We start from the raw sequence: 23,445 nt of genomic DNA, 5'->3' as shown, positions 1-23,445 counted from the left end.
CGGGCGGGCGTCGCTCAGCGGGCCAGGCCCAGAGTGACGCCCAGTCCGACGAGCACTGATCCGATGCCCCGGTTGAGGGCCTTCTGCCACCGCAGCATCGCGGTGCGCAGCCGCGCGTTCGAGAAGAACAGCGCGACCAGGCCGAACCAGCCGAGATGCGCGACGGACATGAACAACCCGTAACCGGCCTGCTCCCACAGGCCGGTGGTGGGCCCGACGACCTGGGTGAAGGTCGACACGACGAAGAGCGTGGTCTTGGGGTTCAGCGCGTTGGTGAGGAAACCGGTGCGCAGGGCCGCGAGCCGGGTCAGCCGCGGCTTCGAGTCCAGGTCGATCCCGAGATCGTCGCGGGCGAGGAAGGTCCGTACCCCGACGTAGACGAGATAGGCCGCGCCGACCAGCTTGATCGCGGTGAACAGGGCGGTGGACGAGGCGATCAGCAGCCCCACGCCGAGCATCGTGTACGTGACGTGGACGAGCACACCCGCGGCGACTCCGACGGCGGCCAGCAGTCCCGTCGTACGGCCGTACAGGCAGCTGTTGCGGACGACCATCGCGAAGTCCGCGCCCGGACTGATGACGGCGAGGACGGTGATGACGGCGACGGCGATGATCTCGGTCATGGCGGCGGAGCTCCTCAGCTCTTGTCGAGGGTGTACGGGGCCGTGGCCGCGCCCTCGTCCTCGTCGGGCGCCACCAGGTCCCGGGCCAGCAGCGTGGCCCCGGCGACGGCGCCCGGCATCAGGAGGACGGCGACGAACGGGACCAGGAAGGCGAGCCCCAGCGGTACGCCGAAGCCGAGGGTCAGCATGCGACGGCCGCGCAGCAGGTCGAGGCGGTCCTTCAGGACCATGCCGCGGCGCTGGAGCGCGACGGCGGTGAGCTCCTCGGAGAGGAAGTGGCCGGTGACGCAGAAGCCGATCACCGGGACGACCGTCTGGCCGACGACCGGAATGAATCCGAGGGCGAAGAGCAGCACCGAGTACAGCCCCACCCGCACCAGGATGCGGATGCTGTCGCGGGCGGAGATCCACAGCTCGCGCCCGAGCGACAGCCCGGACTCGGGGACCTCGCCGCCCTCCGTACGGTCGACCTGCTCGGACAGCGACTCGTAGAAGGGCTGGCCGACCAGCAGCGTCACCGCGGTGAACGTGATCACCGCGAGGAAGAGCCCGAGGGCGAAGACCAGCACGGTCAGGGTGGTGCGGAGCAGACCGGCCCAGGACGAGGACCAGTCGTCGGCGAAGGGCGTCGCCCAGGCCACCAGATCGTCGGCGCCGTAACCGAGGCCGACGAGCGCCGCCACGTACAGCACGAGGGTGATGAGGCCGGGCAGCAGCCCGAAGCCGAACCAGCGGCCGTGCCGGCCCACCCAGCGCTGTCCCTTTATCAAGTAGCCGAAGCCCGCCCCCACATCACGCATGGCGTCAGCGTACTGGCGGGGCCGGACCGCTCCCGCCACGGTGCGGCGGGCGCACGGCCGAGGGCCGCACCCCGGCGGGGTGCGGCCCTCGGTCGGTGGTGAGCGGTCAGGCGACCGACAGCTCGACCTTGATGTTGCCGCGCGTGGCGTTCGAGTACGGGCACACCTGGTGGGCCTTCTCGACGAGCGACTGCGCGGTGGCGGCGTCGACGTTCGGGATGGTGGCGCTGATCGCGACCTCCAGGCCGAAGCCGCCCTCGGCGGTCTTGCCGATGGAGACCGCGGCGGTCACCGTGGAGCCGGAGATGTCGGCCTTCTCCTGGCGGGCCACGACCCCGAGGGCGCCCTGGAAGCAGGCGCTGTAACCGGCCGCGAAGAGCTGCTCCGGGTTGGTGCCGGCACCGCTGCCGCCCATGGCCTTGGGCGGGTTGACGATGACATCGAGGTTGCCGTCGTCGGACGAGACGCGGCCGTCACGGCCGTTCTCGGCGGTGGCGACGGCGGTGTAGGCAACGGTGATGTCCTGAAGAGCCATGTCCGAAATATCCTTCTGCTGTGCGCCGCGACTCGCGCCCACGATCGCGACGGCCTGTCGATGAGCCTAACGCGTGCGCCGGAGCGGCTGTCAGGCGAGGGAAACGATCATCTTTCCGGTGTTCTCGCCGCGCAGCAGACCGAGGAAGGCGTCGAAGCCGTGCTCGATGCCCTCGACGAAGGTCTCGCGGTACTTCAGCTCGCCCGAGGCCAGCCAGCCGGCGACCTCCTGGACGAACTGCGGCTGGAGCGCGGAGTGATCGTTGACGAGCATGCCCTGGATGCGCAGCCGCTTGCCGATGACCAGCGCGAGGTTGCGCGGGGCGGGGGTCGGTTCGGTGGCGTTGTACTGGGCGATCATTCCGCAGACGGTGACGCGGCCGTGCACCTTGAGCGAGGAGATCGCCGCTTCGAGGTGCTCGCCGCCGACATTGTCGAAGTAGACGTCGATGCCGTCGGGGGCGGCCTCGCGCAGCTGCTCGGCGACCGGGCCGTTCTTGTAGTTGAAGGCCGCGTCGAAGCCGTACTCCTCCACGAGGAGCTTGACCTTCTCGTCGGAACCGGCCGAGCCGATGACCCGCGAGGCGCCCTTGAGCTTCGCCATCTGGCCGACCTGGCTGCCGACCGCACCGGCCGCGCCGGAGACGAAGACGGCGTCGCCCGCCTTGAACGAGGCGACCTCGAACAGCCCCGCGTAGGCGGTGAGTCCGGTCATGCCGAGCACACCGAGATAGGCGGAGAGCGGGGCGAGCGACGGATCGACCTTCACGGCGCGCTCGGCCGGGACCTCGGCGTACTCGCGCCAGCCGAGGCCGTGCAGGACGTGGTCGCCGACCGCGATGCCCTCCGCGTTCGAGGCGATGACCTCGCCGACCGCGCCGCCGTCCATGGGGTGGTCGAGCTGGAAGGGCGGGGTGTACGACTTCACGTCGTTCATCCTTCCCCTCATGTAGGGGTCGACCGAGAAGTGCAGATTGCGGACCAGGACGCGGCCCTCGCCGGGGGCGGTGACCGGGGCCTCACGCAGCGCGAAGTCCTCGGCCTTCGGCCAGCCGTGCGGGCGGGCGACCAGGTGCCATTCGCGGCCGGACGTGGGAAGTGCTGCAGACATGGGCTCGGGGTCTCCTCAATGCCTCACGGGGTGGGGGAGGCTTCGCCGGCCGGACGGGGCCGACCGGGAAACCGAAAATGCTTCATGATGTGAAACAACCATGCTCCTGAATATTTCATATTGTCAAGTAACCGGATATCCTGGGTGTCATGGCCACCCCCCGGACAGACCCGCTGACCCTCGAAGTCGTCGAACTCATCGGCACCGTCGTGGCGCGCTACTACGAGGAGTACGACGAGGCCGCGGCGGCCCACTCGCTCACCGGCGCCCAGGCGCGCGTCCTGGGGCTGCTCTCCCTGGAGCCGATGCCCATGCGCAGGATCGCCAAGAAGCTGAAGTGCGAGCCGTCGAACGTCACCGGGATCGTCGACCGGCTGGAGTCCCGCGGTCTGGTCGAGCGCAGGCCGGATCCGGCCGACCGGCGGGTGAAGCTGGCCGCCCCGACGGAGAAGGGTGCCCGCACGGCTCAGCAGCTGCGCGATTCGCTCACCTTCGCCCGGGAGCCCCTGGCCGAGCTGTCGGACAGGGACCGGGCCACGCTGCGGGACCTGCTGCGGCGGATGCTGGGCGAGTCAGGCCCGTCCGGCGACTGAGGACACGGCGCGGCCGCGGGCCGCGCGACCGGGCGGACCGCTCACGAACAGAACCACAGGAACCAGCACGTCTCGGACGGGGTCGGCGCCGGGGTGGGGCTCGGGCTGGGACTGGGCGACGCCGCCGGTGCCGACCGGGTCGGGCCACCGCCGGGCCGGGCGGGGTCCGAGGGGTCGACGGGCGTTCCCTCGTCGTGGTCGGGGTCGGGGCCGGGCGACGGATCCGTGGCGGCCGGGGGCGCGGCGGAGGCCGGGCCGGGCTCGGCGCCGGAGCCCTCGGGGCGGGCGTCGCCGGTGGCCTTGCCCGCGCCCACGCCCGCGGCGTCGGCGTCGGCATCGGCGGGATGCGCATCGGTGGCCGGGTGCACAGAGGAGCCGTCCACCGGACCGGGCCGCTCGGGCGCGTCGCTCGCCGAGGGCTCCGGGGCCGGTTCGGACGTGACCTCGATCGATTCGCGTACGTAGTCCGAGGCGCGGTCGTCGCCCTTCGGCTCGGTGGCCAGCTCGGCCAGGCTCAGCGCCCCGGCGGCGAGCACCACGCCGAGGACGGCGAACAGGGCCGTCCGGCCGCGGCGGCGGTGCGCGCGCCGGCCGCGCCCCTCCCGGACGGCGCGCTCCTCTCCCCCGTCCCGCCGGTCCGCCCCACGGGGTCCGTGGGCGGCGCGCGCGGGCCGGTCGGCACCGCGCCCCCGGCGGCGTCGGCCGCCGGGACGGGGCGGTGCGGGCGTCTCGTGCCCCACGTCCGGCTCGTGACCGGAGAGCGCGGGCGTGACGTACGGGCTCAGCGCCTCGACGGGGGTTCCGCATCCGGCACAGGCCAGGGCACCGTTGAGATGCCGCTGACACGGGTGGCAATAATCCATGGCGCCCGCAGATTAGATGCCTGTAGGACAAGGTAGAAAGCCGCTCGTGTGAGGGTTCTGTGTGGAACTGTTGATTCCGTGACCGCGAACCCGCCTTTCGGCCCTCGTGAGTTCCAGCTCGTCCTGCTGCGCCGGATGGCCGACCATCAGCCGGATCTCGTAGCCGACGCCCGGCAGGAGCTGGGTGCCTCGCTCGCCGAGATGCGCGAGGCCAACCGCCGCTGGCAGGCCATGGTGCGGGCACCCCGCAGGCGGGGCGCCCTGCGCCGCTACCGTTCGGTGCTCGGCGAGCCCGAATCGTCCACGCGCCGCACGATCGGCGACCTGGAGTGCGACGCGCTGCTGTGGCCGGTACCGCTCTGGCCCGATCTGCGGTTCGAGGTGATGGTCGCGCCGGGCGGGGCCGTTTGGAACGAATGGCTGGTCCGGGCGCCGGGGAGGCCGGGTCCCGAGCTGCGCGCGGTCGAGGATCTGCGTCCCTGGTCGGGCACGGTGGACGAGGTCGCGCGGGCCTTCGCACCGGCCCGCCCGATGGAGGGCGGCGCGCCGACCCGGTGGGCGCTCGCGATCACCGCGCCCGGAACGGGTGAATGCCATGTCGCCGAATTCACCTGGGGACTGTTCCAGCGACTGCTGCCCGGCTGACCTCCGGGTACCCCGCTCCTCTGTCACCCCGTCAGCCCCGTCCCTCCTACGGCTCATCCCGACGCGCGCGATGACTCCGAACGGCGCACGATGCCAGGAGAGCCGGCTGCCGCCGGTACCCCCATCCGCGCTCTCGGGAGAACCCGCCGTGACCGTCAGCCTTGAGCAATTGCGCCGTTGCCATGTCGCCGTCGACCTCGGGGCCGCCCGGACCCGTGTGTACGTCAAGGGGCCCGGACTCGTCGTCGACGAACCCAGCGCCGCCGCCGTGAACACCCGTACCGGCTCACTCATCGCCGTCGGCGAACTCGCCGAACAGATGACGGGCCGCACCCCCGACTACATCCGGGTGGTCCGCCCGGTGACCGGCGGAACGGTCATCGACATCGAGATGGCCCAGCGCATGCTGCGCCAGTTGCTCGGCGAGAAGCTCCGCCGCCAGCTGCGCCGCAAGCCCCGGCTGCGGGCCGCCGCCTGCACCCCGCACGACAGCGATCCGCTCGCCCAGCGGGCCACCGTCGAAACCCTGGTCGGGCTGGGTGCCCGGCGGGTCGAGCTGGTCGACACACTGATCGCGGCGGCCGTCGGCTGCGGGCTCCCCGTCGAGCAGCCGACCGCCTCCATGATCATGGTGTGCGGGGCGGCGACCACCCAGATCGCCGTGCTCTCCCTCGGTTCGATCGTGACCGCCGTACGCATCCCGATCGGCGGCGACGCCATCGACCACGCGGTGATCCAGCATCTGCGCCAGCACCACGAGCTGATGCTGCCGAGCCAGTCCGTACGCCCGCTGCAAGTGACGCTCAGCAGCAGCGGTCTGAGCGCGCGCGGACCCGCCACGACCGAGATCCACGGCCGTGACGTGGCGACCGGTCTGGCCCGCTCCGTGCACGTCGACACCGCCGCCGTGCGCCAGGCCATCCATGCCCCGCTGACCGCGGTGCTCGACGGTCTCGGCAAGATCCTGCGGGACTGCCCGCCCGACCTGGTCGCCGACATCGCCGACTGCGGGATCGTGATGGTCGGCGGCAGCGCGCTGCTGCCCGGTCTCGACCACATGCTGCGGGAGGCCACGGGCGTGCCCGTGCACATCGCGGAGCGGCCCGACGTGTCCTCCGTGCTGGGGCTCGGCGCGATGCTGGACGGCCGGATCCAGCCGCTGGTCCTCAACCCGCTCGCCTGCTGAACACCTCAGGGGGTGCGGCCCATGACCGAAGACGCGGCGAACCCGGCCGCGGGGTCCTCGGGCGAGGGAACGGCCGCCCCGTCCGGCGCCTCGCGGTCGCCCCGGCTGCCGTTGCTCCTGGAAGCGGTGCTGAGCGTCGGCACCGACCTCGAACTGCGGGCCACTCTCCAGCAGCTCGTGGAGACCGCCACCGCGCTGACCGACGCCCGGTACGGTGCGCTCGGCGTGCTCGACCCCGAACTCGGCACCATCAGCGAGCTCTTCACCTCGGGCCTCGACGACGCGGAGCGCCGGCGCATCGGCCGCCTCCCGGACGGGCACTCGGGGGTGCTCGGCGTCCTCATCGACGAGGCCCAGCCGCTGCGCTGCGACGACCTGTCCGCCGACCCGCGCTCCTGCGGGGTGCCGCCCGGCCATCCGCCCGCGCACTCCTTCCTCGGGGCGCCGATCCGGGTGCAGAGCCAGGTCTTCGGGAACCTCTACCTCACCGAGAAACGCACCGGACGCTTCACCGACACGGACATGGCGCTGCTGCGGGTGCTGGCCTCGCAGGCCGGAATCGCGATCGGCAACGCCCGGCTGTACGAGGCGGCCCGGCAGCGGGAGCGCTGGATCGAAGGGGCGGCCGCCGTCACCACCACCCTGCTGACGGGCGGGAACGCGGCCGACGCGCTGATGACCGTCGCCGAAGGGGCCAGAACGCTCGCCGACGCCAGTGCCGGGGTGATCCTCCAGCCGACCGAGGAGGGCGGGATGGAGATCGTCACCGCGTCCACGCTCGACGACCCGGCCGGGATCGTCGGTACGACCATCGAGCCCGGCTCCGCCGTTCTGATCCAACTGCTGGGCGGGGAGCCGGTGTTCATCGAGGACTCGGCGACCGACCCCCGGATGACGACGCATGTGCGGTCGCGGTTCGGCCCCAGCATGATGCTGCCGCTGCAGAGCGGCGGGCGGCTGATCGGCACCCTCGCCCTGCCCCGGCGGCGCGGCGCCCGCCCGTACACGGCCGTGGACCGGCAGCTGGCTTCGCAGTTCGCCTCGCAGGCCGCGCTCGCCCTGGTCCTGGCGGACGCCCAGCACAACCGGGAACAGCTCGCGGTGTACGAGGACCGGGACCGGATCGCCCGGGATCTGCACGACCTGGTCGTCCAGCGGCTGTTCGCGACCGAGATGATGCTGGAGTCGACCCGCCGCAGGGCCGCCGCCCCGGAGACCGACGAGCTGCTCGGCAGGGCCGTCGACGAGCTGGACTCGACCATTCAGGAAGTACGGACGGCGATCTTCGCCCTCCAGCAGCCGCCCGCCGAGTCCCCCGCCACCTTCCGCGGACTGGTGCTGCGGGAGACCGGGGGCGCCGCGGCCGTCCTCGGCTTCCAGCCCTCGGTGCACTTCAACGGGGCGGTCGACGCATTGGTCCGGGAGCCCGTGGACCAGCAGCTCCTCGCCGCGCTGCGCGGCGCGCTCGCCGCCGCGCACCGGCGGGCGGGGGTGTCGGCCATCGAGGTGGAGGTGGACGCGACGGCGGTGCTGCCGGACGGGCGGGCCTGCGTCCGGCTGGCCGTGGCCGACGACGGCCGCGACGAGGACGGCTCACGCTCGTCGACCGTCATCTGGCAGGCGCCGCTCTGAGCGCGACGCGGGTGTTGGAGTGGGCGACACCGGCCTCCCGTTTCAGCCTGCGCAGCAGTCCGTCCAGCGCCGCCGTGTCGGCGACGGTGGCCCGTACGAGATAGTCGTGGCCGCCGGTCACATGGATCACTTCGGTGATGCCGGGCAGGGCGAGCACCGACCGTTCGAACACCTCGTTCGTCGTGTCGAGCCGCAGCGTCACATCGATGAAGACGACCAGGCCCGTACGGGTGTCGGCGGCCGGATCGATGATCACGGTGAAGCCGCGGATGACACCGTCGCGCCGCAGCCGCCGCACCCGGTCGGCCGCGGCGTTCGCGCTGAGCCCCACCCGCACGCCCAGATCGCGGTACGAGATCCGGGCATCCTCCTGCAGGATGCCGAGGATTTCCCTGTCCAGCCGGTCCATACCGCGATTGTCGCAGCTTTGTCCGGTTTGTGGCTTCGCGCGTCGCGTCCGGAGCGGGTCCGGGGCGTCCCCGCTCTCCCGAGCGGTACCCCGTGGCACTGCCTCGCATGGCGCATCCCGGCGGGCCCGCGGCTGCCGCCCGCCCTTGACTGAAGGGGTGGATACAGCCGTCAAGCAGTCCTCAGCGCCGGTCGACGCGAAATCCTCCGCCGCCTATCGCAACCTCGTGATGGCCACGATCGGTTTCGGGCTGACCTTCTGGGCCTGGAATCTGATCGCGCCCATGTCCTCGGAGTACAAGGAGCGGCTGGGGCTGACCTCGTTCGAGCAGTCGTTGCTGGTCGCGATTCCGGTGCTGGTCGGTTCGCTGGGCCGGATCCCGGTGGGCGCGCTCACCGACAAGTACGGTGCGCGGCTGATGTTCCCGCTGGTCTCGGCGCTGACCGTGGTGCCCGTGCTGCTGCTGATCCCCGCGAAGGGCTCCTACGGCGCGATGCTCGTCGTGGGCTTTCTGCTGGGCCTGGGCGGTACGACGTTCGCGATCGGCATCCCGCTGGTCAACTCGTGGTTCCCGCCCGCGCAACGGGGGCTCGCGCTCGGGGTGTTCGGCATGGGCATGGGCGGCGTCGCCCTGTCCGGGTACTTCACCCCGCGGATCGCCGCGCACGGCGACAACCTGCCGTTCCTGGTCGTCGCGGCGGCGCTCGTGGGGTACGCGGCGCTGGCCGCGGTGCTGGTCCGCGACCGCCCGGACCGCCCGGTGCCGACCGGCTCACTGGCCCACCGGCTGGGTGCGGCGGGGCGGCTGCGGGTCACCTGGGAGCTGTCGGCGCTGTACGCGATCGGCTTCGGCGGAATCGTCGCGTTCGGTGTCTACCTGCCCACGTATCTGAAGACCTGGTACGGCCTCTCACCGACCGACGCCGGAACGAAGGCGGCCGGGTTCGCCCTGGTCACGGTCGTCTTCCGGCCGATCGGCGGCTGGCTCTCGGACCGCGTCCACCCGGCCGTGGTCACGGCGGCGGCGCTCGGCCTGGCCGCCCTGACGGCGATCGTCCAGGCCTTCGACCCGGCCCTGGCGCCGGGCGGCACGATCGCGCTGCTCTGCATGGCGGCGGGCCTGGGCACCGCGAGTGGCAGCGTCTTCGCCCTGGTCTCACAGGTGACACCGCAGGCGAAGGTGGGCAGCGTGACGGGGATCGTCGGTGCGACGGGGGGCCTGGGCGGCTTCGTTCCGCCGCTGGTGATGGGGGCGATCTACAGCACGAAGGGGTCGTACTCGATCGGTTTCATGCTGCTGTCGGATCTGGCGCTGGCGGGGTGCGTGTACGCGTACGGGCGCATGCGGGGGCTTCAGCGGGAGTAAAGACGCGCCCGCCAGGGATTACGGGACAGCCCTTAGGGCACCCCGCCGCAGGGTTCCGGCCGTGCGGCTTCGACGGCAAGGCGGAGGAAGGGATCGAGGGCCGGTGTCGTCGACCGACGACCGCGCCGCAAACGATGTCGCAGGGCGGAGGAAGCCCGCCCCCTGTCGTGGGGCAGGCCGTTAGGGTGCGGTGGATGACTCCTCTTCTGTGCGTACCGGCCGACGCTTCCGTCCGGGAGGCCACCCGGTTCGGCGAACACTCCATGACGTACGCCCGGTTGGCCACCGCCTCGACCGCGCTCGCCGCCCGTCTGACCGGCGCCGGACGGGTCGCCGTCTGGGCCACGCCCACGCCCGGGACCGTGGTCGCCGTGGTGGCGGCGCTGCTGGCCGGGGTGCCGGCGGTGCCGCTCAACCCGAGGACGGGGACGCGCGAGCTCGGGCACATCGTGGCCGACAGCGAACCGGGCGTGGTACTGGCCGGCGCGGGGGACGTGCTCCCGCCGACGCTGGCCGCCCTGGACCGCATCGACGTCGACACCGCCCCGGACGGGGAGGAGGGCGCCGCGCTCCCCGAGCCCTCCCCCGAGTCCCCGGCGCTGATCGTCTACACCTCCGGCACCACGGGCCCGCCCAAGGGGGCGATCCTGCCGCGCCGGGCCATCGCCGCGTCGCTGGACGCGCTGGAGGACGCCTGGCAGTGGACCGGCGACGACGTGCTCGTCCACGCCCTGCCGCTGTTCCATGTGCACGGTCTGATCCTGGGCGTGCTCGGGCCGCTGCGCCGGGGCGGATCGGTGCGGCACCTGGGCAGGTTCTCCCCCGATGGGGTGGCCCGGGAGCTGTCGTCCGGCGGCACGATGCTCTTCGGCGTGCCGACCATGTACCACCGGCTGGCGGAGGCCCTCGACGAGCCCGGCCCCGGCGCGGCCGGGCTGGCGAAGGCGCTGGCCGGGGCCCGGCTGCTGGTGTCCGGGTCGGCCGCGCTGCCGGTCCACGACCACGAGCGGATCGCGGCGGCGACCGGCCGCCGGGTCGTCGAGCGGTACGGCATGACGGAGACCCTGATGAACACCGGTGTCCGGGCCGACGGCGAGCCGCGCCCCGGCACGGTCGGCACACCCCTGCGCGGCGTGGAGCTCCGTCTGGTCGAGGAGGACGGCACCGTCCTCACCGACCCCGACGCCATCGGCGAGATCCAGGTGCGCGGCCCCAACCTCTTCACCGGCTATCTCAACCGCCCCGACGCCACGGCCGCCGCGCTCACCGGGGACGGCTGGTTCCGGACAGGCGACATGGCCACCCGCGACCCCGACGGCTACGTACGGATCGTCGGCCGCAAGGCCACCGATCTGATCAAGAGCGGCGGGTACAAGATCGGCGCCGGTGAGATCGAGAACGCGCTCCTGGATCACCCGGGCGTCCGCGAGGCCGCCGTCACCGGTGAGCCGGATCCGGATCTGGGCGAGCGGATCGTCGCCTGGGTGGTACCGGCCGACCCCGCCGCGCCCCCGGCCGAGGACGAACTCGCGGACCATGTGGCCGCCCAGCTGGCCCCGCACAAGCGCCCGCGTACGGTCCGCTATCTGGAGGCGCTGCCCCGCAACGACCTGGGCAAGATCATGAAGCGGTCGCTCGGTGTCTGAGCGGCTGACGGCGCGGGCGGCGATCGCGGCCGTCACCACCGAGTTCGAGGAGTTCACCGAATCCGCCGTCCCCGGCCGCGACACCGCCGGGGACGGCCCCCTCTCCTGGGCCGGGTACGCGGACTCCCGGGCCCGCGCCGCCGCCCGTACCGGCGAGGCGGAGTCGGTCGTCCACGGCCTGGCCTCCGTGGGCGGCGTGCGCTGTGTCCTGGTCTCGTTCGAGTTCGGTTTCCTGGGCGGCTCGCTGGGCCGGTGCACCGGGGACCGGCTGGAGGCCGCCTACGACGCCGCCCGGACCTCGGGGCTTCCGCTGGTCTCGCTCATCGCGACGGGCGGCAGCCGGATGCAGGAAGGCATGGTCGCGCTGACCCAGCTGCACCGCGTGGCCCGCGCCTCGGCACGGCTGCGGGCAGCCGGTCCCGCGCAGCTCGCGGTCCTGCGCGACCCGACGACGGGCGGCGGCTGGGCCACGCTGGGGGCCGGCGCCGATGTGATCCTGGCGCTGCCGGGCGCCCAGGTCGGGTTCGCCGGTTCCCGGGTGCGGCCCGTGGACGCGGATCCGCAGGCCTACACCGCCGAGGGCCAGCTGGCCGCGGGCCAGATCGACGCGGTCGTCCCCCTGGAGGAGCTCCCACGGACGGTGGCCGGCTGGCTGCGGGCACTCCACACCGGCGGTTCCGGGGCCCCCGACCCCGCTCCCGTGCCGGACGCCCTGTCCGCCACGGACCTCCCGGTGACCGGCTGGGAGGCGGTCCGGCAGGCCCGCTCCCCTTCCCGGCCTCGCGCCGAGGCGTATCTGGACGCGTACTTCGACCAGTTGCTGCCGCTCGGCGGCGACCGCTGCGGCGGTACGGATCCGGGGCTGCGCTGCGGTTTCGGGCGGCGCGACGGGCGGACGATCGCGTACGTCGCCCAGTGCGGCACCGCGACCCGTCCGGCCGGCTATCGCACGGCGGCCCGGGTGATCCGGCTGGCCGACCGGCTCGGCGTGCCCGTGCTGACCCTGATCGACACCCCGGGCGCGGCGAACGACGCCGAGGCGGAACGGGCGGGCGCGGGCGCGGGCATCGCGGACGCCTTCGCCGCGATAGCCGGGGCCCGGGTCCCGGTCACGACCCTGCTGATCGGCGAGGGCGGTTCGGGCGGCGCGCTGGCGCTCGCGTCACCGGGGAACACCCATGTCACCCCGGACAGCTATTTCTCGGTCATCGCCCCGGAACTGGCGGCGGCGATCCTGAAGCGCGGCCCGGACGAGGTGCGTGCCACCGCCGACCAGCTGCGGCTTCGCCCCCAGGACCTGGTGGAACTGGGCATCGCCCGGAGCGTCGTGGGACCCCGGCCGTCGCGGGACTGAGGCTCAGAGCCTGTCGGATGACCTCCGACCGGGCGGTCACGCCCTGGCACGCACGCTTCCCGCGTTGTCGTCGGTCGCCGACGCTCCGCGTCGACTCCCTCCTCCGCCTTGGAATCGCACGCACCAGACCTCGTCCGCCATCCGATCCGAGGTCACCCGACAGGCTCTCAGGGCTGCGGGTTCTTCGCGTCGTACCGTGCGAACCCGCGCCACCGCAGCGCCAGCAGCGACACGGCGACGACACAGGCGATCCCGCCGCCGGTCACCGCCACGCCGGGCGTGGTCAGATCGGCGACCGATCCGGCCACGAACTCCCCGAGCCTCGGTCCGCCCGCCACGACGACGATGAACACGCCCTGCAGCCGTCCTCGCATCTCGTCCGGAACGGCCGTCTGGAGCATGGTGTTCCGGAAGACCATCGAGGTGTTGTCCGCGCATCCGGCGAGCGCCAGGAGGATCAGCCCGAGCCAGAGCTGACGGGTCAGCCCGAAGAGCGCGATGGCGGTGCCCCAGGAGGCGACGGCGAGGAGCACGACGAGGCCCTGGCGGCGGACGCGACCCAGCCAGCCGGAGAACACCCCGCCGAGCAGCGCCCCTGTCGCCGGAGCGGCGACGAGCAGCCCGGTGGTCTTCGCGTCACCGCCGAACCAGACCACGGCGACGACGGGGAACAGCGCCCGGGGATGGGCCAGCACCATGGCGCACATGTCGGTGAAGAAGGTCATCCGCAGATTGGGCCTGGTCCCGAGGAAACGCAGCCCGTCCGCGACGGACGCCCGTTTGTCGCCCGCGCCCTCCTCCCGCTCCGGCAGCATCGAGGGCAGCCGCCACATCGCGTACAGCGAGGCGGTGAACGTGACGGCGTCGACGGTGTACGCGGCCCGGTATCCCCACCAGCCGACGACGAGCCCGCCGAGCATCGGCCCGACCAGTGTGCCGGTGGTGCTGGTCATGGAGGTGAGCGCGTTCGCGGCGGGCAGTTGCTCGGCCGGCAGCAGCCGGGCGATCATCGAGCTGCGGGCCGGTGCGTTGACCGCGAAGCAGGCCGCCTGCAGGGCGACGATCACGTACAGCGGCCCCACCTGTTCCACCCCGGCGACGGTGGCGGCGACCAGCGCGACGGAGAGCACGAACGACCCCGCGGAGCTGGCCAGCCCCAGCTTCCGCCGGTCGATGGTGTCCGCGACCGCCCCGCCGTACAGCCCGAAGACGACCAGCGGCAGGAACGAGCAGACCCCGATGAGCCCGACCGAGAAGGCGGACCCGGTGATGTCGTAGACCTGGAGCGATACGGCGAGCGCCGTCATCCCCTGCCCGATCCAGGAGACCGTGTTCCCGAACCAGAGCCGCCGGTAGTCGGGGGAGGTCCGCAGCGGTGTCAGGTCGGCGAGTATGCGTGCGCGGCGTATGGGTTCTTCGGCCGTCTCGGCTGTTTCGGTCACAGCGGATGGTAACGACCGGCGGTCCGGCCGCCGTCGGATACGGCCCGTCCCGGCGGCCCTCCGCGTCAGGACGTGCGGGCGCCCACACGGTCCGGCGTCGCTCCCGCCCGCCTACCGCCAGTGGATTCCCGTCGGGCGGGCGGTCCGGTACACCGTGCCGTTCGTGGGTTGGGCACGGCGCTCGAACAGCGTGGCGTACAGACCCTTCCGGTCCAGGAGTTGGGTGTGCGTGCCCGACTCCACCAGGCGCCCCCCGTCCAGCACCAGGATGCGGTCGGCGTCCGCGGCGAGGGCCAGATCGTGTGTGATCACGATGGTGGTGCGCCCTTCGGCGAGACGCCGCAGCGGGGCGATGATCCGCTGCGCGGCCAGTCTGTCCAGCCCGGTGGTGGGTTCGTCGAGGAGGAGAACGGGGGCGTCCCGCAGCATGGCGCGGGCGATCGCGATGCGCTGCAACTGGCCCCCGGAGAGCCGCGAGGTGCCTGTGGATATGACTGTGTCATATCCCTCCGGCAGAGTGCGGATGAACCCGTGGGCGTCGGCCGCCTTCGCGGCCTCCACGACGTCACGGTGGCTCACATCGGTGCGCCCGCAACCGATGTTCTCCTCGATGGTGTCGTGCAGGACGAGCGTGTCCTGGGGCAGCAGCGTGATGTCGCGGCGCAGGTGGGTCAGCGGCAGCCGGTCCACCGACACACCGTCCAGCCGGATGCTGCCGGAGTCCGGGTCGTAGAACCTCAGCAGCAGAGCCGCCAGGGTGGACTTACCGGCGCCGCTGGGGCCGGTGATGACCAGCAACTCCCCCGGGCTCGCGGTGAACGAGAGATTCCGGAGCACCGGCTCGGTGCTGCCGGGGTAGTGGAAGAAGACCTCCCTCGCCTCCACCTCGCCGAGCGCGCGGGCGCGGGGCGGGGCGGGCACAGAGCCGGCCGGATCGGTGACGGCGGGCCGGGCGTCGAGGATTTCCAGCAGTCGTTCGGCACCCGCGGTCGCGGCGGTGGCCGTCAGGCCGAGCTGACCCAGTGAGCGGATCGGCGGATAGAGGTAGCCGATGAAGGCGGCGAAGGCGAGGAGCTGTCCGAGGGTCATCCGTCCCGCGGCGATCTCCCACGCCCCCAGGCCGATGATGGTCAGGACGCACAACGTTTCGAGTACCTCGACCAGTTGCTCGTAGAGCTCGGTGAGACGGACGGCCTTCACCGCCGCCTTCAGCCGGATGCGCGCCTTGCTGAGCAGCCGCGCCTCCTCGTCCTGCTGCCGGTTGTACGCCTGGGTCATGACGACGTTGACCAACGTCTCCTCGACCACCGCCGTGATGGCACCGTCCGCCGCGCGGCCCCGCCGGGAGACCGCGCGCAGCGGGCCGGCGAATCGACGGGTCGTGAACCAGAAGAGCGGCACCATCACGAAGGTCGCGAGGGCCAGGTCCCAGCGCAGCCACAGGGCGGCGGCGGCGTAGAAGAGCGTGCTGAACAAGGCCGAGGCCGCCCCGACGATGCCGGAGACCACGAGCGCCTCGATGGCCTCCACGTCGCCCGTCAGCCGCTCCACCAGGTCACCCCGGCGATTGCGTTGGTAGAAGTGCGGCGGGAGCGTCTGGAGATGGCTGAAGACACGGGCCCGCAGGCGTAGCACGAACCGTTCGGCGACCCAGGCCGCGACCGAGTGGCCCAGATATCCCACCACCGCGCCGATGACGGCCACGGCGAGCCACTGACCGGCAGGTTTCCAGAAAGCGCTGACCGAGCCCTTCTGCAGAGCGGAGTCGGTGAGTTCGGCGAAGAGCAGGACGGTGATGGTCTCGGCGATGGCCGCCAGGACGGCACACAGGAAGATGAGAACGAGCCAGCGCCGGTCACCCCTGGTCAGAGGCCAGAAGCGCCGGAACGCCACCAGAACGCTGATGGGGTCGGTGCGGATCGGTACATCCGTCACCGACTCCTGAGAAGTCTCCTCGGGGGGCACTGGGCCCGGGAGCGAGCTGCGCAGGCGCATGGGCGTCACGTCACAGAGGTGCTCGGACTATGGAACATCTCCATAGGCGCGGACCCCAAAACTGCGAGAGCCGACCCGCGCCCGGGCGCGGGTCGGCCTCGAATCGGGGATGGAGTCAGGGGTGTCGGGTCAGTAGTAGCCGCCGCCGTAGCCGCCGCCGTAGCCGCCGCCATAGCCGCCGCCACGTCCGCCGCCACGTCCGCCGCGTCCGAAGTCGCCGCGTCCGAAGTCGCCGCGTCCGCCACGTCCGCCACGTCCGAAGTCGCCACGTCCGCCGCGTCCGCCGCGGCCCCTGCCACCGTGGTCGAAGATGTTGCTGACCTTCATCTTCGCCTCCTTTGGAGGATGTCGCTGTGCCGCTCCTTGTTCCTGCTGCGGCACTTCCGACACTACGACGACCCCTCACGACCAACAAGTCGTACAAGCCGCAATCCGGATAAAACTCACGAAGCACCGCAAACCTTCAGAGCGTTGCCATGAGTGACTCTCCGGACACCACGCCGGAAGGCGAACGGATCCCTCGCGTGACGGGTCCGGGCGACGGTCTCACAGCGCCTCCCTGCGGCCATGCCCGTCGCACACAATCGTGGCCGAACGTACCGCCTCTGACGGTGTGGGAGGCCGGACTGACGACCCGCCGGGACGCGGCGCGGCCACTTGGTTCTGGTCCAGGGCCATGGGGTGAGGGCCCCATGGAATCCATGTGAACCCGGTCGCCCGCGTATGCGCAGGTCATGACGTCTCCACCGGATCAGCGGCTGTGGAAAGGGGACTCGAACGCGCCCCGGCGACGCATGTCACCTGCGGGTTTACCGAAGGACCGGATCTGTCTATCCCTTTGCGTCCGACTGCATACCCCTCTGTTCCGTTGGTCTGTTCGGGTGAGGCGTTCGCCGCACCCCTCCCTCAAGCCCCGCGGTTCGTCCCGCCGTGCCGGCCGCACGAACCGCTTCGAGGTGCGTGGCGCACGGCGGCGCGTTTGCACCGCGACGGCCCGCGAGTGCGGCCGGGGACGGAGCCATGACCGACCTGCCGCACCGGGCACGGGGGCCGGACGGCCGACCGGGTCCGGCCGAGCACCATACGGGCATGTCCGACCTCGCCTGTCGGCGGCGCCGGGACGCGCTGGTGAACCCGGCCGACGGTCGTACGGTGGGTGACCCGACCCCGCGAAGGGTCAGAAGTGGTTGCGCGTTCCCGGGGGTGTCGGGACAGGAAGCTTCCGGTATTTCTCCTACTGCCCGCCCGGTGCCTGGCAGGTCAGATCCTCGGCCGGGAGCCTGCCCGTGGTCAGATAGACCGTGCGGCTCTTGTCCGCACAGGAGTTGGAGCCGTGGACGATGTGTCCCTCTCCCCCGACGACGGTGACCATCCGGGAGCCGCGCAGGGCCCGGTGCATGGCCTGGCCGCCGGCCAGGGGCGTTCCGGGGTCCCACTCGTTCTGCAGGATCAGCGCACCGACCTTGTTGTTCACCGTTGTCGCGGGCTCGTTGCCCTGCTTCCAGAAGGCACACGGCTTGATGTTGGACGCGAAATCGCCGTACAGCGGATACCGGGCCTTGTCGCGGATCGCGTCGCGGCGGTACTGCTCGGGATCGCGCGGCCACGTACGGGTGTCGGCGCACAGGACAGCCCAAGCACTCGCGGCGTCATTGTCCGGGGGAACGTCATGGGCGAACGCCGACGGGACGGGGCTCGGGGTCCGCCGGGGCGTACCGGACGACGGGGCCGGCTTCTCGTCCCCGGCCGCCTCCTTGACCTCGGCCGCCTTCTTGACCTCGGCCGCCTTCTTCAGCCCGGCGACCCATTCGGCGGCGTCCTGAACGTGGAAGAACGCGGCGTGCTGAGCACGGATGCCGTCACCGGTGAGGGGCTCCCCGTCGGCGTCGATGGGCTCGCGGTCGGCCTGGGCGACCAGGTCCCAGAAGGTCTTGCGGACCTCGGCCGGGGTATCGCCCAGTTCGTATGTCGTGTGTCGCCGGGCAGTCCAATCGCTCCATCGCGTGAAGGCGGGCTCGGTCCCCTCCGCCATCTCCTGGAACATGCCCCGCCAGATCCGTGCGGGGTCGGTTGCACTGTCCAGCACGAACCGGTCGGTTCGCCGGGGGAACATCTGCGTGTAGACGGCGCCGAGGTAGGTACCGTAGGAGAACCCCAGGTAGGAGATCTTCTTCTCCCCCAGCACGGCGCGGATGACGTCCATGTCGCGGGCGGTGTTGCGGGTGGTGAGGTGCCGCAGTGCATCACCCCCCTTGGCCCGGCACTTGTCGGCCACCGTACGTGCCCACTCCACATCCTTCGCGAATGTCCCGGCCCTGTAAGGGCGCTCAAAGTTCTGTTCGTCGTCGGTCAATCCGCAGCTGACGGGAGAGCTCTGCCCGACCCCCCTCGGGTCGAACCCGATGAGGTCGTAGTGGCTCTTCACCTCCTCGGGGAAGTCCAGTTCCGGGGTGACAGGCATATCCAGGCCCGGCCCACCGGGGCCGCCGGGGTTGAGCAGCAGAACGCCGCGGCGTTCCTTCGCGCTGCTCGCCTTCAGCCGGGATACCGCGATGTCGATCTTCTTGCCGCCGGGATCGCTGTAGTCCAGCGGCACCTTGAGCGTCATGCACTGATAGGTGGCGGGGCTCCCCGCGTCGCAGCGCTGCCACTGGGGTTTCTGCTGCGTGTACTGGAGCAGAGGGGCCTTGGCAGCAGAGGACTGAGATGAGGCGGAGGCCACTGCGGGTGCAGGCGCCGAAACGAAAGTCGCCACGGCACCGACGGCCAGAAGAGATGCTATTCGTCCGTTTCGCATAGTGATGCTCGTCCTTGCTCGGGAGAGGTGACTGGCCCTACCGCCTTTTTGCGCGCGGGAGGGCGGTGAATCCATCGCCAGGATGGGATTCGCTGTCCGACTCACGGCGTCGTGCTGATCTTCGACGTCGTGGCCCGGGGCCTGGTGGGGGGCCGCCCGGGTGGTGCGCCGAGGCCGGGGGCGGCGCCGGCTGTGCTGCCGACCGCCGGTCAGTGCCCGGTCAGTGCCCGGTGAGTTGCTGGTGGACGCACTGCTTGTACTGCTGGATGCTCTCTGGCTGGTAGCACTCCTGCGTCTTGTTGGCGTACCAGACCATGAAGACGGCGACCAGGACGGACACCACGATCGCGAGGGACGACGTCACCAGGCCGGTGATGGCCTTGCCCCGGCCGATGCCGGTCCGCTTGGCCGTCTTCACGCCGACGACGCCCAGGATCAGGCCGATGCCGCCGAGCAGGCCGCCGACGAAGACGATCGAGGTCATCAAGCTGATGAGGCCCAGCGCCATGGCGGCCACGGCCAGGCCGTTCCCGCCGGCCGGCGGCCGCATGCCGTGGCCGGGGCCCTGGGGGCAGGGCTCATATGGATCTGACCCGGCGACCGAGGTCGATGCCGTCCGACTCTGCGCCGCCCGACTCGGCGTTGATGTCGTCCGAGTCGACACGGCCTCAGTCGGCGCCGTGTGATTCGGCGACGTCTGCGTCCCTTGCGTGTTCATCATCCGTCCTCCCGTCAGATGGGCAGGACCCGATCCTGGTCTGCGGGGTCTCGGGTGCGCATCGCGGGAAGGCGGGAGAAATCGCTCCCTCTATCGGGGGAGGTCACCGGTGAGCCGTCAGGTCATACTGGCCGATCATGACCAGGCAAATCCGGCCGTTGCTGCGCGGCTCCACGTACGCGGGTGCGCTGTTCGCCTATTGCGGCGCGTTGGCGAGCCTGCCACTGCTGCCTTTCGCTGTGCTGCCGGTGCTCGCGTGGAGCTCCGCACCCGAGGGGGTGCGGATCGTTCTGTCCCTGCTGGTCTGGGCAGCACTGATCGGCGTGGTCGGGCTGGCCCGCACCACGCGGCGGGTGCTGATCGCGTGCGCCCGTCGACTGCTGAGGGTGCCGTTGCCGGATCCGGTGGCCGTACGTAAGACCGACCGGCACATGGGGGGTGGGAGAAGGAGCGGGGCTGGGTGCGTGCAGCTGCAAGGCGGAGGAGGGAGGCAACGCGGAGCGTTGTCGACTGACGACAACGCCGCAGATGCGCGTGCCCAGCCCCGCGACGCCGCCCCCCCATGTGCCGGTCGGTCCAAGTCCGCGAGCTCACCCAGCACTGGGCCGGCCCCCGTCGCGCCGGCGCCCGCCGTGCCGTCCGGCGCCGACCGCTGGCGGACCCCCGTCTGGCTGCTGCTGCACGTGGCGCTGGGGTGGGCGGGAGCGATGGTGAGCGGTGTGCTGATCCTCGCGGGCCTGACCCTCCCGGTGGGTCGGTTCCGCGCCGAGGCCGGGCTGAGTCTGTTCGGCCGGTCGGTGCGGGTGGCGGGTGGCTGGGAGAGCTGGGTGGTGGCGCTCGGCTGCGTGCTGCTGGCGGCGGCTGTGTGCGTGGGGGTGACCAGCGCTCTGCGGTGGTTGGCGCCGCGGCTGTTGGGGCCGTCGTCGGCCGAGCTGCTCGCGCTGGCGGCCGAGCGGGAGCTGCGGCTGGCCGAACGCAACCGGCTGGCCCACGAGTTGCACGACTCGATCGGGCACACACTGACCGCGGCCACGATCCAGGCGGCGGTGGCGGGCGAGATGCTCTGCGCCGATCCGGTGACGGCGCGGGCCGCCCTGCGCAGCATCGAGGAGTCGGCCCGCGCCGCGTTGGAGGACCTGGACTACGTGCTGGGCGTGCTGCGCGAGGAGAAGGCGGAGGCAGCGCCGACCCGGACCTTGGCCGACCTGCCCGAGCTGCTGGACCGGTTGCGGCACGCGGGCGCGGTGGTGGGGCTGGAGCTCTCGGGCGAGCCGGCACAGGTCCAGGGGACGCTCTCCCGGGCGGCGTACCGGATCCTGCAGGAGGGGTTGACGAACGCGTTGCGGCACGGGGCGGGCGGTCCGATCGAGGTCCGGGTGACAACCGCGCCGGACGGGCTGGAGCTCAGTGTGGTCAACCGGACCGGGGCGGGCACGGGTAAAGGCTCGGGCACGGGTGCCTTTCCTACGTCCGGGCACGGCCTTCCCGGGCTGGCCGAGCGCGTGAGACTGCTGCACGGTGAGATCGAGGCCGGCCCGGACGGGCCGCAGCACTGGCGGTTGGCGGTCCGGCTGCCGGTACGGTTGCCGGCATGATCGGCCCTGACGCGAGCGAAGCCGTCGCGACCGGCCCTGACACGAGCTCAGCCGTCATGACCGGCGCCGACGCCGGCCCCGCCACCACCAACAGCCCTGCCGGCACCCCCGTCACACTCCTGATCGCGGACGACGACGAGGTGACCCGCAGCGGTCTGCGCCTGTTGCTCGCGGCACGGCCGGGAATCACGGTGGTCGGAGAGGCCGCCGACGGCGTCGAGGCGGTCGAGCAGGTGCGGCGGCTACGGCCGGACGTGGTCCTGATGGATGTGCGGATGCCGCGTCTCAACGGGATCGAGGCCACCCGGCGACTCCTTGCCGAGTCCGCCGAACCGCCGAAGGTCGTGGTGATCACCACCTTCGAGAACGACGGCTACGTCACCGCCGCGCTCAGCGCGGGGGCCAGCGGGTTCGTGCTCAAGCGGCTTCCGGTCCAGCAGATCGCGGAGGCGGTGCGGGTGGTGGCGGCGGGGGAGGCGATCCTCTTCCCGGCGGCACTGCGCCGGATGGTCGCCGCCCGCCCGCTGGGCTCCGCCGAGGCGTTGCCGAAGGCGGCGCTGACGGGGCGGGAGGAGGAGGTGCTGCGATTGATGGCCACCGGTCTGTCCAACCCGGAGATCGCCGAGTCGCTCACGGTGAGCCTGGAGACGGTGAAGACCCATGTCGGGAACGTGCTGACCAAGCTCGGCGCGCAGAACCGGACCCACGCGGTGGTGATCGCGTACGAGTCCGGTCTGGTGGTGCCGGGGTTCGCCGGCTGAGGTGGACCGGGGACCTGGGGTGGCATGGGGCCGCCTGGGGCCCAACCGAATGGCACGGCAGGCACACATCGGCCCTTCTCCGGCTCGCCCTCAGCCGACGGGTTCTCCCGACCGGGCGACCGGCCCGTGCATGGCCTTGATGTGCTGCATGTGCGTCAGGGTGCGGACGAGTCGTATGGCGAGGACGGCGCAGACGATGTCGAGGAGGTCGGCCAGCGTGAGCAGGCCGAGTCCCGCGCTCGTCGTGCCGATTGATTCGGCCATGTCGTAGACCGCTCCGCCGACCAGGGCGAAGAGGCCCTGAGCGAGCCAGAATCCCCACCAGAGGTTGATCAGCCCACGGCCCGGCCGGTCGGGCGCATACGGTCCCTCAGGACGGCTCGCGTTCCAGATGTCGAGGCTGATCCGACGCGGGAACCACAGGTTGACGACCGGGATGAGCCAGCCCCAGCCGGTCCAGCTGCGGCCCCGTCGGTGAGTGCCCGGAGCGAAGATTTCGGCGTTGTCGCGCAGGCGGTAGAACCAGCACACGTACACGACTCCGGTGGTGAGGTAGAGCAGGCTCTGGAGCAGGCCGAAGAGGCTGTGGACGAGTTGCCTGTCCTCGATGCCGGGAACCGCGAGCAGCGCCGCTTCGGGGTCCGCCGCGCCGCGCAGCAGTGCGTACAGATATCCCCCCGAGGCGAGCGACAGCACATCCCCGACGATCACGGCGACGAGCAGAAGAGAAGCGGCCAGTCCCAGACCGATCGGTGAGCGCAGTACCGCGAGGTAGGCGGGCGAGGGGGCGGCGGCGTGCGTCGCGTTCGTGTTCACACCCCGACCAGCGGCTCCATCGCCCCAGGCGTCACACCCCGCTCCGCGCACGCGGAACAGACCAGAACCGGAACGGACAGCCCTACTTCGCTGCGGGTCCGCGTCGTGCCGCCGCCTCCGCCATCACGGGCTTCTGGTATCACGCCTACGTCATCGACATCTTCAGCCGCCAGATCGTCGGCCACACCGTCGAATGCGCCGAATCAGCCCAGCGTGCCGAGGAGTTGACCGTAAGGCCATCGCCCGGAACGGGATGACGCCCGAGATCGTGCACATCCAGCTCGCGGGCCCAGATCTGGGCGGGCGGAAGTTCGGCGTACTCGTCGCAGTTCATCAACTTCATTACCGCGTACCGCTCTTCGGCCGTCAGCGCCGAGGACTGGACCTGCGGCTTGCGGGGCCGACGTGGTGGCGCCGGACGCAGCCGGCGGTAGTGGGTGGCCACGTCCCTGGTCGGGCGCCCGCCCGTGACGTACCTCACATGGTGGCGCCCCGCCCCAGCCCCCGCGCGGCTCCGCGACACGGAGGATTCCGTGTCGGTGATCGCGCGCCACGCGGG

The 23,445-nt window shown here is 71.7% G+C and carries 22 protein-coding genes; 9 read left to right on the top strand and 13 right to left on the bottom strand.

Annotated elements, in window-relative coordinates; genetic code table 11:
- Positions 1–14: 14 nt before the first annotated feature.
- From ACZ68L_RS10390 to ACZ68L_RS10375, 4 genes are all read right to left on the bottom strand, one after another.
- A complete protein-coding gene (locus ACZ68L_RS10390; RefSeq protein ID WP_469575827.1) occupies positions 15–623 on the bottom strand; it encodes a LysE family translocator in 609 nt (202 codons plus the stop codon).
- 14 nt (positions 624–637) lie between these two features.
- Positions 638–1,423: an EI24 domain-containing protein gene (locus ACZ68L_RS10385; RefSeq protein WP_469575825.1), complete on the bottom strand. Its 786-nt coding sequence runs from the start codon at positions 1,421–1,423 to the stop codon at positions 638–640.
- A gap of 106 nt (positions 1,424–1,529) precedes the next feature.
- Positions 1,530–1,958: an organic hydroperoxide resistance protein gene (locus ACZ68L_RS10380; protein ID WP_351075695.1), complete on the bottom strand. Its 429-nt coding sequence runs from the start codon at positions 1,956–1,958 to the stop codon at positions 1,530–1,532.
- A 90-nt stretch (positions 1,959–2,048) separates the two neighbouring features.
- Positions 2,049–3,068: an NADP-dependent oxidoreductase gene (locus ACZ68L_RS10375; protein WP_469575823.1), complete on the bottom strand. Its 1,020-nt coding sequence runs from the start codon at positions 3,066–3,068 to the stop codon at positions 2,049–2,051.
- A 149-nt stretch (positions 3,069–3,217) separates the two neighbouring features.
- On the opposite strand from ACZ68L_RS10375, the gene ACZ68L_RS10370 reads away from it, so the two are divergent.
- Positions 3,218–3,661, top strand: a complete 444-nt coding sequence (locus tag ACZ68L_RS10370; protein ID WP_469575821.1) for a MarR family winged helix-turn-helix transcriptional regulator — start codon at positions 3,218–3,220, stop codon at positions 3,659–3,661.
- 41 nt (positions 3,662–3,702) lie between these two features.
- Here ACZ68L_RS10370 and ACZ68L_RS10365 read toward each other — a convergent pair whose 3' ends face one another.
- On the bottom strand, positions 3,703–4,524 hold the full coding sequence (locus ACZ68L_RS10365) for an SCO2400 family protein (protein WP_469575820.1): 822 nt from the start codon (positions 4,522–4,524) through the stop codon (positions 3,703–3,705).
- A 135-nt stretch (positions 4,525–4,659) separates the two neighbouring features.
- Here ACZ68L_RS10365 and ACZ68L_RS10360 point away from each other — a divergent pair, with 135 nt between their 5' ends.
- From ACZ68L_RS10360 to ACZ68L_RS10350, 3 genes are all read left to right on the top strand, one after another.
- Positions 4,660–5,169: a hypothetical protein gene (locus ACZ68L_RS10360; protein ID WP_469575902.1), complete on the top strand. Its 510-nt coding sequence runs from the start codon at positions 4,660–4,662 to the stop codon at positions 5,167–5,169.
- A gap of 148 nt (positions 5,170–5,317) precedes the next feature.
- The gene (locus ACZ68L_RS10355) at positions 5,318–6,355 is read left to right on the top strand and encodes a rod shape-determining protein (RefSeq protein ID WP_469575819.1); all 1,038 of its coding nucleotides are present in this window, start codon (positions 5,318–5,320) and stop codon (positions 6,353–6,355) included.
- Between the two features lie 21 nt (positions 6,356–6,376).
- Positions 6,377–7,987 carry a GAF domain-containing protein gene (locus ACZ68L_RS10350; RefSeq protein WP_469575817.1) on the top strand — a complete coding sequence of 537 codons (1,611 nt, stop codon included), beginning with the start codon at positions 6,377–6,379 and terminating at the stop codon, positions 7,985–7,987.
- Here the strand turns inward: ACZ68L_RS10350 and ACZ68L_RS10345 are convergent.
- Positions 7,965–8,396 (bottom strand): Lrp/AsnC family transcriptional regulator, encoded by a 432-nt coding sequence (locus ACZ68L_RS10345; protein ID WP_469575816.1) that lies wholly within the window; start codon positions 8,394–8,396, stop codon positions 7,965–7,967. The two genes, ACZ68L_RS10350 and ACZ68L_RS10345, sit on opposite strands and share 23 nt — an antisense overlap.
- Positions 8,397–8,553: 157 nt before the next feature.
- On the opposite strand from ACZ68L_RS10345, the gene ACZ68L_RS10340 reads away from it, so the two are divergent.
- The 3 genes from ACZ68L_RS10340 (at position 8,554) to ACZ68L_RS10330 (ending at position 12,762) form a co-directional block, all read left to right on the top strand.
- Positions 8,554–9,762 (top strand): MFS transporter, encoded by a 1,209-nt coding sequence (locus ACZ68L_RS10340; protein ID WP_469575815.1) that lies wholly within the window; start codon positions 8,554–8,556, stop codon positions 9,760–9,762.
- A gap of 194 nt (positions 9,763–9,956) precedes the next feature.
- A complete protein-coding gene (locus ACZ68L_RS10335; protein WP_469575813.1) occupies positions 9,957–11,408 on the top strand; it encodes an acyl-CoA synthetase in 1,452 nt (483 codons plus the stop codon).
- A complete protein-coding gene (locus ACZ68L_RS10330; RefSeq protein ID WP_469575812.1) occupies positions 11,401–12,762 on the top strand; it encodes a carboxyl transferase domain-containing protein in 1,362 nt (453 codons plus the stop codon). Before ACZ68L_RS10335 ends, ACZ68L_RS10330 begins: the two co-directional genes overlap by 8 nt.
- A 167-nt stretch (positions 12,763–12,929) precedes the next feature.
- On the opposite strand, the gene ACZ68L_RS10325 is transcribed toward ACZ68L_RS10330, so the two are convergent.
- From ACZ68L_RS10325 to ACZ68L_RS10305, 5 genes are all read right to left on the bottom strand, one after another.
- Complete coding sequence (locus ACZ68L_RS10325) at positions 12,930–14,204, bottom strand: MFS transporter (protein WP_469575811.1); 1,275 nt, start codon at positions 14,202–14,204, stop codon at positions 12,930–12,932.
- A gap of 111 nt (positions 14,205–14,315) precedes the next feature.
- Positions 14,316–16,199 carry an ABC transporter ATP-binding protein gene (locus tag ACZ68L_RS10320; RefSeq protein ID WP_469575809.1) on the bottom strand — a complete coding sequence of 628 codons (1,884 nt, stop codon included), beginning with the start codon at positions 16,197–16,199 and terminating at the stop codon, positions 14,316–14,318.
- A 129-nt stretch (positions 16,200–16,328) separates the two neighbouring features.
- Positions 16,329–16,526, bottom strand: coding sequence for a hypothetical protein (locus ACZ68L_RS10315; RefSeq protein WP_469575808.1), 198 nt, complete (start codon positions 16,524–16,526; stop codon positions 16,329–16,331).
- A 907-nt stretch (positions 16,527–17,433) separates the two neighbouring features.
- Positions 17,434–18,996 (bottom strand): alpha/beta hydrolase, encoded by a 1,563-nt coding sequence (locus tag ACZ68L_RS10310; protein ID WP_469575807.1) that lies wholly within the window; start codon positions 18,994–18,996, stop codon positions 17,434–17,436.
- 220 nt (positions 18,997–19,216) lie between these two features.
- Positions 19,217–19,546, bottom strand: coding sequence for a DUF4190 domain-containing protein (locus tag ACZ68L_RS10305; protein ID WP_469575806.1), 330 nt, complete (start codon positions 19,544–19,546; stop codon positions 19,217–19,219).
- Between the two features lie 305 nt (positions 19,547–19,851).
- Between ACZ68L_RS10305 and ACZ68L_RS10300 the strand changes: the two genes are divergently transcribed.
- Together ACZ68L_RS10300 and ACZ68L_RS10295 are read left to right on the top strand one after the other, a co-directional pair.
- Positions 19,852–21,309, top strand: a complete 1,458-nt coding sequence (locus ACZ68L_RS10300) for a sensor histidine kinase (RefSeq protein WP_469575804.1) — start codon at positions 19,852–19,854, stop codon at positions 21,307–21,309.
- A gap of 56 nt (positions 21,310–21,365) precedes the next feature.
- Positions 21,366–22,070, top strand: coding sequence for a response regulator transcription factor (locus ACZ68L_RS10295; RefSeq protein WP_469575900.1), 705 nt, complete (start codon positions 21,366–21,368; stop codon positions 22,068–22,070).
- A 90-nt stretch (positions 22,071–22,160) separates the two neighbouring features.
- Here the strand turns inward: ACZ68L_RS10295 and ACZ68L_RS10290 are convergent, their stop codons facing one another.
- Both ACZ68L_RS10290 and ACZ68L_RS10285 read right to left on the bottom strand, forming a co-directional pair.
- On the bottom strand, positions 22,161–22,886 hold the full coding sequence (locus ACZ68L_RS10290) for a DUF4328 domain-containing protein (protein WP_469575802.1): 726 nt from the start codon (positions 22,884–22,886) through the stop codon (positions 22,161–22,163).
- 145 nt (positions 22,887–23,031) lie between these two features.
- Complete coding sequence (locus ACZ68L_RS10285; protein ID WP_469575800.1) at positions 23,032–23,331, bottom strand: hypothetical protein; 300 nt, start codon at positions 23,329–23,331, stop codon at positions 23,032–23,034.
- Positions 23,332–23,445 lie beyond the last annotated feature (114 nt).

The sequence above is a fragment of the Streptomyces sp. NPDC104309 genome (assembly GCF_055584025.1).
The sequence above is the reverse complement of the archived record's forward strand: the minus strand, read 5'-3'. Positions and strand labels throughout refer to the sequence as shown.